Origin of the sequence: Parvibaculum sp., assembly GCF_035511255.1 — a bacterium.
GTDB lineage: Bacteria > Pseudomonadota > Alphaproteobacteria > Parvibaculales > Parvibaculaceae > Parvibaculum.
In genome coordinates, this window is sequence record NZ_DATKFR010000478.1 from 1 (window position 1) to 6,964 (window position 6,964).

At 64.9% G+C, this 6,964-nt stretch carries 9 protein-coding genes; 6 read left to right on the top strand and 3 right to left on the bottom strand.

The window, feature by feature from the left end; genetic code table 11:
* The first annotated feature begins 167 nt into the window (after positions 1 to 167).
* Positions 168 to 764, top strand: coding sequence for a DUF3501 family protein (locus VMR03_RS17795; RefSeq protein WP_325407607.1), 597 nt, complete (start codon positions 168 to 170; stop codon positions 762 to 764).
* 17 nt (positions 765 to 781) lie between these two features.
* On the opposite strand, the gene VMR03_RS17800 is transcribed toward VMR03_RS17795, so the two are convergent.
* Positions 782 to 1,408: an SH3 domain-containing protein gene (locus VMR03_RS17800; protein ID WP_325407609.1), complete on the bottom strand. Its 627-nt coding sequence runs from the start codon at positions 1,406 to 1,408 to the stop codon at positions 782 to 784.
* Between the two features lie 201 nt (positions 1,409 to 1,609).
* Here VMR03_RS17800 and VMR03_RS17805 point away from each other — a divergent pair, with 201 nt between their 5' ends.
* Positions 1,610 to 2,602 (top strand): D-glycerate dehydrogenase, encoded by a 993-nt coding sequence (locus VMR03_RS17805; RefSeq protein WP_325407611.1) that lies wholly within the window; start codon positions 1,610 to 1,612, stop codon positions 2,600 to 2,602.
* 10 nt (positions 2,603 to 2,612) lie between these two features.
* Here VMR03_RS17805 and VMR03_RS17810 read toward each other — a convergent pair whose 3' ends face one another.
* Positions 2,613 to 3,416: a molybdopterin-synthase adenylyltransferase MoeB gene (locus VMR03_RS17810; RefSeq protein ID WP_325407613.1), complete on the bottom strand. Its 804-nt coding sequence runs from the start codon at positions 3,414 to 3,416 to the stop codon at positions 2,613 to 2,615.
* A 171-nt stretch (positions 3,417 to 3,587) separates the two neighbouring features.
* On the opposite strand from VMR03_RS17810, the gene VMR03_RS17815 reads away from it, so the two are divergent.
* The 4 genes from VMR03_RS17815 to VMR03_RS17830 are packed head-to-tail and all read left to right on the top strand — an operon-like array spanning position 3,588 to position 6,029.
* Positions 3,588 to 4,025, top strand: a complete 438-nt coding sequence (locus tag VMR03_RS17815) for a metalloregulator ArsR/SmtB family transcription factor (RefSeq protein WP_325407615.1) — start codon at positions 3,588 to 3,590, stop codon at positions 4,023 to 4,025.
* Complete coding sequence (locus tag VMR03_RS17820) at positions 3,917 to 4,363, top strand: SRPBCC domain-containing protein (protein WP_325407617.1); 447 nt, start codon at positions 3,917 to 3,919, stop codon at positions 4,361 to 4,363. Before VMR03_RS17815 ends, VMR03_RS17820 begins: the two co-directional genes overlap by 109 nt.
* A 35-nt stretch (positions 4,364 to 4,398) precedes the next feature.
* A complete protein-coding gene (locus tag VMR03_RS17825) occupies positions 4,399 to 5,145 on the top strand; it encodes a thioredoxin family protein (protein WP_325407619.1) in 747 nt (248 codons plus the stop codon).
* Positions 5,142 to 6,029: a transglutaminase-like domain-containing protein gene (locus VMR03_RS17830; RefSeq protein ID WP_325407621.1), complete on the top strand. Its 888-nt coding sequence runs from the start codon at positions 5,142 to 5,144 to the stop codon at positions 6,027 to 6,029. The genes VMR03_RS17825 and VMR03_RS17830 overlap by 4 nt, the downstream gene beginning before the upstream one ends.
* On the opposite strand, the gene VMR03_RS17835 is transcribed toward VMR03_RS17830, so the two are convergent.
* The gene (locus VMR03_RS17835) at positions 6,026 to 6,796 is read right to left on the bottom strand and encodes a thioesterase family protein (protein ID WP_325407623.1); all 771 of its coding nucleotides are present in this window, start codon (positions 6,794 to 6,796) and stop codon (positions 6,026 to 6,028) included. The genes VMR03_RS17830 and VMR03_RS17835 overlap by 4 nt on opposite strands.
* Positions 6,797 to 6,964: the final 168 nt, after the last annotated feature.

Below are 6,964 nucleotides of genomic sequence, written 5' to 3' on the forward strand. Positions count from 1 at the left end.
GACCGGCAATAAGTATGTGACTTCGGACTGCCCGCTCGCCGGCAAGCATTTGCTGCACGAGATCGAGACCTTGGGCGAGCCGCAGGCGCCCAGGGTGCAGCATCCGATCGAGATCATGGCCCGTGCCTGGGGTCTCATCGAATAAAAATACAAGTGGAGTGACGCCGATGCCCGCCGCAAAGCACATCATCGAACGCAGCGACATCCTGCCTTACGAGGTTTATGCGAAAGAGCGCAAGGAGCGCCGCGCTGCGATCACGGCGATGAAGAAGCACCGCCGCGTCTCGGTCGGGCCCTATGCGACATTCTATTTCGAGAATTACGAGACGATGTTCCAGCAGGTCCACGAAATGCTCCACATCGAGAAGGGCGGCGAAGAACAGATTGCCGACGAACTCGCCGCCTACAATCCGCTGATCCCGAAGGGCGACGAGCTCGTCGCGACGCTGATGTTCGAGATCGACGACGAGATCCGCCGCGACAAGGAACTGCGCCGCCTCACTGGTGTCGAGGATCACATCTATATCGACGTCGGCGGATTGCGCGTGACGGCGGTGGTGCCGGAGGGCGACGTGGAGCGCACCAAGGCCGACGGCAAGACCTCCTCGGTGCATTTCCTGCACTTCCCGTTCAAGCTTCAGGAAATCGAAAAGTTTCGAGATCCGGGGACCCAGGTGCTGATCGCCATCGCGCATCCGAATTACGGACACATGGCGCTGCTCTCGCCGGAGACGCGCACGGCGCTTGCCGCCGACTTCGCCTGAACACTGTTCGCCGTGCTTTACTCGAAAGTCTCGTCCGGATAGACGCCCCAGAGCGACGAGCGTTCGATCCAGCCCTCATAGCCGCTGGCCTTGAGTTCGCACCAGCCCGGCTTGCAACTCGCCAATTGCGCGACGACGCCGGGCTCGGCATAGGCGACGACGCCGGACGAGGCGTTCGGCTCGACATGAAGCGCCAGGGGCCGTCCGTCGCCCGCCCTGTTCTCGACGATCGCCGTCCGCCGTCCGTCGAGCATCGAGTGCCACACCCAGCCGATATCGCCCTCGCGGTCGCGGATGCGTCGCCAGCGATCGGACTCGGCGGTGATCTCGACCGGCAGTCCCTTCTTCTCGAAGACCCACTCGATCGGATAATCGTCGCCGGGCCCGCGCCTGACATTGATGCGGCCCGATTTCAGGCTGACGAAGCGCGGCACCGGCAGACCGGTCGCCGACCCCGGCGATTGCTTGGGCGGGGTGTCGGCGCCGCCGCCGGGTGGTAGAAGCTGCGTCGCCGGTGCCGGTTCGGCTTTGGCGGTTTTCGCCTGGGCATGGGCTGCGCCGGACATCAGCAGCAGCCAGACGCCCGCGCTTCCGATCCGCCGGAGGACGGTGCCGGCTTCGTTGCGGCAAGGCGGCCGGTACATGGCGATGATGGCGACTTTCTCTGATATGGACCGCTCCTTTATGACAAGGCCGCGGCAATCGGGTCAAGCTGCGAGGCGCGGGGTCGCGAGGGCCTGAGAACAGGCTTGGTCGGCCCCCTCGCCCTCTGCTAGACAAGGAGCTGGCGCCCGCGACCGGCCGCGCCTTGCGTCGAAGTTCCTTGCGATGAGGCTGTTCCGAGCATGACCCAGAAGAAGCCGCTCGTCATCGTCACCCGGAAGCTCCCGGAAGTCATCGAGGCGCGCATGAACGAGCTCTTCGATGTCCGCCTCAACGCCGACGATCACCCGATGACGACGGCGGAACTGGTTGCCGCCGTCAAGGAAGCCGACGTGCTGGTGCCGACGGTGACCGACCGCATCGATGCGAAAGTCCTGTCGCAGGTCGGGCCCCAGCTTCGCCTGATCGCCCAGTTCGGCACCGGCGTCGACAATGTCGATGTCGAGACGGCGCGCCGCCGCGGCATTACGGTGACGAATACGCCGGGCGTGCTGACCGAGGATACGGCCGACATGACCATGGCGCTGATTCTTGCCGTGCCGCGCCGCCTTTCCGATGGCGCGCGCTATTTGCGCGACCATGAGGGCAAATGGCCGGGCTGGTCGCCGACCTGGATGCTCGGCCGCCGCATTTTCGGCAAGCGCCTGGGCATCATCGGCATGGGCCGTATCGGCCAGGCGGTGGCGCGCCGCGCCCGCGCCTTCGGCCTCGAAATTCACTATCACAATCGCAAGCCCGCCAATGCCGTGATCGAGAAGGAGCTCGAGGCGACCTATTGGGAGAGTCTCGACCAGATGCTTCCCAAGGTCGATATCGTCTCGGTCAATTGTCCGCATACCCCGGCGACGTTTCACCTGCTCAATGCACGCCGGCTGAAGCTTGTGCGGCCGGACGCCTATATCGTCAACACGGCGCGCGGCGAGGTGATCGACGAGAACGCGCTCGCCCGTGCTCTCGAGGCGGGCGAGATCGCCGGCGCCGGCCTCGACGTCTTCGAGAACGAGCCGACGGTCAATCCGCGCCTCCTCGGCCTCGACAGTGTCGTCCTGTTGCCGCATATGAGTTCGGCGACGATCGAGGGCCGCATCGAAATGGGCGGCAAGGTCATCGTCAACATCAAGACCTTCATGGACGGCCACCGTCCGCCGGACAGAGTCATTCCGGCGATCATGTGACGGCCTGCGCTCAGGCGTGGACGCGCAGATCGGTGATCGTCGGCTCGTCACCCGACAGCGGATTCTTCGGATCGTGCCGGAGCCTGATCGTGCGGAAGCGCGTGTCGAGCGCGTCGTAGATCAGCAGCTTGCCCGCGAGGCTCGTGCCCGCGCCGGCGATTTCCTTGATCGTTTCGAGTGCCATCAGCGAGCCGATGACACCCGTGAGCGCACCGAGCACGCCCGCCTCCTCGCAAGCCGGGATGCTGCCCGGCGGCGGCGCTTCGCCGACGAGGTCGCGGTAATTGGGAAAGGGCAATCCATCGGCGTCGCGCAGATGGGATTTGAAGGTCGCGACTTGGCCCTCGAACTGGCCGACTGCGCCCGAGATGAGCGTGACCTTCGCGAGATGGCAGGCATCGTTGACCAGAAAGCGCGTCGGAAAATTGTCGCAGCCGTCGACGACGATGTCGTAGCGCGAGACGATATCGCGCGCATTCTCTGCGGTGAGCTTCGTCTCATGTGTTTTGATCTTCACGCCGGGATTGATGCGCGCGAGGCTTGCCGCTGCGCTTTCCACCTTCGGTTTGCCGATGCTGCTCGTGTCGTGGATGATCTGGCGTTGAAGGTTCGAGAGCGACACCGTGTCGTGATCGACGATGCCGAGCGTACCGACGCCGGCGGCGGCGAGATACATGAGGCATGGCGCGCCTAGCCCGCCCGCGCCGATGACGAGCACCCGCGCATTGAGAAGCTTCTGCTGCCCGGGCCCGCCGATTTCCTTGAGGACGATATGGCGAGCATAACGTTCGAGTTGGGCGTCTGAAAGCGGCATCTTTGCTCCGCTCCTTGTCCGGCGTCGAGCGACGACGCTTCGGTGCATGATTTCGCACTGACACTACAGCCTGTCGCGACCATAGGCGATGCTTGCGCGGGGCCGAGTTGCTCCGGGAAACTTTCTCGGGGTGCTTGACATGGACGGCCTGACGGAGTCATGCTTTACCACATGGTTAAGTATGAAGAAGCGCCGCTGGACCGTGTCTTCTCGGCGCTGGCCGATCCGACCCGCCGCGCGATCGTCGCCCGGCTGATCGAGCGACCGCATCTTTCGGTGAGTGAGCTGGCGCGGCCCTTTCCGGTCTCGCTTCCGGCGATCATGAAGCATCTCGACGTGCTGTCGGATGCGGGCCTCGTCTCGCGCGTGAAAACCGGCCGCACCGTGACCTGCGAACTGACCGCGGGCCCAATGGAGGACGCGGTGAACTGGCTCAACCGCTATCTGCGTTTCTGGTCCGAAGGGCTCGACCGTCTCGCTGCTTTCGTCGAGGAAAAACCATGTTCGCCAAACCCGGACAAGCCACAAGCCCGAGCCTCACGCTCAAACGTCGTCTCGATGCCGCCCCGGCCAAGGTCTACGCCGCCTGGACGGAACCGGCGCAAATAATGCAGTGGTTCGGACCGGCCGGCGCCGAGATGATTTCGGCCGAGGCGGATGTGCGGGTGGACGGACGATTCCGCATGATCTTCACGACGCCCGACGGCGAAAATCACAATGTGAGCGGCACCTATCTGGAAGTCGAGCCGGATCGCAAACTCGTCTTCACCTGGATGTGGATCACGCTTCCTGACCGCCAGTCGCAGGTGACGATCTCGCTGAAACCCGATGGCGACGGCTGCATGCTGACGCTGACGCACGAGAAGTTTTTCGACGAGGCGGCCCGCGACGGACACAACAGGGGCTGGACCGGCGCGCTCGATAAACTTGAGGCTTACGTCGCCTGACGCATTTCAGTCCGTATCGAGGGAGGAACCCGACCATGGAACAACACAAGATCGTTTCGCGCGAAGAATGGCTCGCCGCGCGCAAGGCGCTTCTCGCGCGGGAAAAGGAATTGACGCATCTGGCTGACGAGGTGGCCGCCGCGCGCCTCGCCATGCCCTGGGTCAAGGTCGAAAAGAGCTACGTCTTCGACACGCTTCGGGGCAGGAAGACGCTGGCCGAACTCTTCGACGGACGCAGCCAGCTCATCGTCTATCACTTCATGTTCGCACCGGGCTGGACGGAAGGCTGCCCGGGCTGCTCCTTCCTCGCCGACCACATAGACGGCGCCAATCTCCACCTCGCCCATCACGACGTGACGCTGATGGTCGTCTCGCGCGCGCCGCTCGCCGAAATCCTGCCCTTCAGGAAGCGCATGGGCTGGCGCTTCGATTGGGCCTCCTCGCATGACACCGATTTCAACAGCGACTATGGCGTCTCTTTCACGAAGGAGGATCTCGCGAAAGGACCGACCTTCTACAATTTCGAGCGGCGCGAAAAGCAGGAGGAGGGCGAGGCGCCCGGTACCAGCGTCTTCTACAAGAACGAGGCGGGAGAGGTCTTCCACACCTACTCCTCCTATGCGCGCGGCGGCGACGTCATGATCGGCGCCTATAACTGGCTCGACATAGCGCCCAAGGGCCGCAACGAGGCCGAGATCATGGACTGGATGCGGCATCACGACCGCTACGAGGAGCGCGCAGCGGACCATTGCTGCGGCGGCGCGAAGGAAGCGCGCGGGTGAGTGCTCCAGGAGACACCGCCTCGGCCGCTGCCTTCATGCAACTGGGTGCGATGTCCTCGCCCGGTCGGCACGCAACTCTCTTCGACGCGCTGCCGACCGATGTTCCGCCGCTCGCCCGTATCGTGCAGGGCCTGCTGCTGCATCAGCACTGGGCCGGCGCCTATGGACAGATGCTGTCGCCCGAGCGGACCGGCGAAAGCCACATCCGCTCCGTCGAGGCGATGCTCGACCGGCTTCTCGTTCACGACGCCGCGCCGCTCGCCCTTCCGCGTCCGCCCGAACGGCGTCTCGTCGGCATCTGTCGGCATTTTGCGCTCCTCATGGCGGCGATGCTGCGCGCGAAGGGCGTACCGGCCCGCGCGCGTTGCGGCTTCGCCGCCTATTTCGAGCCCGGCCGCTTCGTCGATCATTGGGTCTGCGAATACTGGAACGAAGGCGAAGGTCGCTGGATTCTCGCCGATGCCCAGATCGACGAGGTGCAGGGCGGCGCGATCGAACCGGACTTCGACGTCCTCGATGTCCCCCGCGATCGCTTCGTCGTCGCGGGCGATGCCTGGGCGCAATGCCGTACGGGCAAGTCGGACCCCGCCGCCTTCGGCATTCTCGACATGTGGGGGCTCTGGTTCGTCGCCGGCAATCTGCTGCGCGACGCCGCCGCTCTCAACGGCATGGAGATGCTGCCCTGGGACGTCTGGGGCGCCATGCCCGAGCCCGGCGCTCACCTGACGGAAGATCAGCACGCGCTTCTCGACCGCCTCGCCGCATTGACGAGGGAGCCTGAGCGCTCCCTCGCCGAATTGCGGCATCTTTACGAAACCGACGAGCGCCTGCGAGTCCCGTCCATCGTCTTCAACGCGGTGCTGAACCGGCCGGAGACGGTCTAAACCGGCGTCAGCACCACCGTCTGGCAGGCCCGGCCAAGCGGTCCGGCTTCGTCATAAAGCCTGGAATCCGTCAGCCCCATGCCGTCGGCGCGCCAGTCCGATGTCGGCTCGACGCCGACCCATGCGCCGACCGGCGCGCGTGAGGCGTGAACCGTGACGTCGATATTGGGAAAGCCCCAGGGCGGCGGCCAGAACTCGGTGCCGGACAGCCAGTAGGGCGTGCCGTTGTCGGCGAAAGCGAAGAGGTTCGCGAAGGGCGCATCGAACGGCACCATGGGCCGTTTCATCCGGCCCCATTTGACGCCCTTGCCGTCGTCGCGGATGTCGAGCGCGTCGAAGAAGGTCGTGCGCGTCTGCGGTCCCCTTGCGGCCCAGGCCGGCAATGCGGTGGGGTCGGCCGGCATCGGTGCGGCGGCGACGCGCGCAACCTCCGGCAGCGAGATCGGCTTCACGAAGGCGCCCGTACCCTTGGCGATGAGTTTGTCGCCGGCCACGAGCGAGCTTTCGAGCATCGCCGTGCGCCCGCCGGCGCGCAGTACCTCGATCCGCGTTTCGAGGCGTTCGAGCGGCGCCGGGCGCAGGATCAGCACCGATACGGCGAGCGGAATGCCCCAGCCCTCTTCACGCGCGCGCTCCTCCATCACGGCGGCGACGAGGCCCGAAACGGCGCCGCCATGAAGCCCGCGAAAGGGTCCGGTCGCCTCGACATGCGGTTGCCAGAAACCGCCGTCGCGCGAGAAGACCGGCTCCGCCTTCATATCCAGCATGTTCAAGACGCGGTCCTCCCCACACGAAAATCCGGTCCCGAAACTGGGTTCCAAAAGAGAACCTGTCAAGCTAAACTCCTGTTCAAAGGAGAACGGGTCATGCGCTGGGAAGAACTCGACCGCGAATGCTGTTCGCTCGCCCGCACGCTTTCGGTCGTTGGCGACCGC

Bases quoted from the DNA above. Each gene is read 5' to 3' on its own strand.
- VMR03_RS17795 (WP_325407607.1), top strand. From the start codon at position 168: ATGCCCGCCGCAAAGCACATCATCGAACGCAGCGACATCCTGCCTTAC.
- VMR03_RS17800 (WP_325407609.1), bottom strand. From the start codon at position 1,408: ATGTACCGGCCGCCTTGCCGCAACGAAGCCGGCACCGTCCTCCGGCGG.
- VMR03_RS17805 (WP_325407611.1), top strand. From the start codon at position 1,610: ATGACCCAGAAGAAGCCGCTCGTCATCGTCACCCGGAAGCTCCCGGAA.
- VMR03_RS17810 (WP_325407613.1), bottom strand. From the start codon at position 3,416: ATGCCGCTTTCAGACGCCCAACTCGAACGTTATGCTCGCCATATCGTC.
- VMR03_RS17815 (WP_325407615.1), top strand. From the start codon at position 3,588: ATGGTTAAGTATGAAGAAGCGCCGCTGGACCGTGTCTTCTCGGCGCTG.
- VMR03_RS17820 (WP_325407617.1), top strand. From the start codon at position 3,917: ATGTTCGCCAAACCCGGACAAGCCACAAGCCCGAGCCTCACGCTCAAA.
- VMR03_RS17825 (WP_325407619.1), top strand. From the start codon at position 4,399: ATGGAACAACACAAGATCGTTTCGCGCGAAGAATGGCTCGCCGCGCGC.
- VMR03_RS17835 (WP_325407623.1), bottom strand. From the start codon at position 6,796: ATGCTGGATATGAAGGCGGAGCCGGTCTTCTCGCGCGACGGCGGTTTC.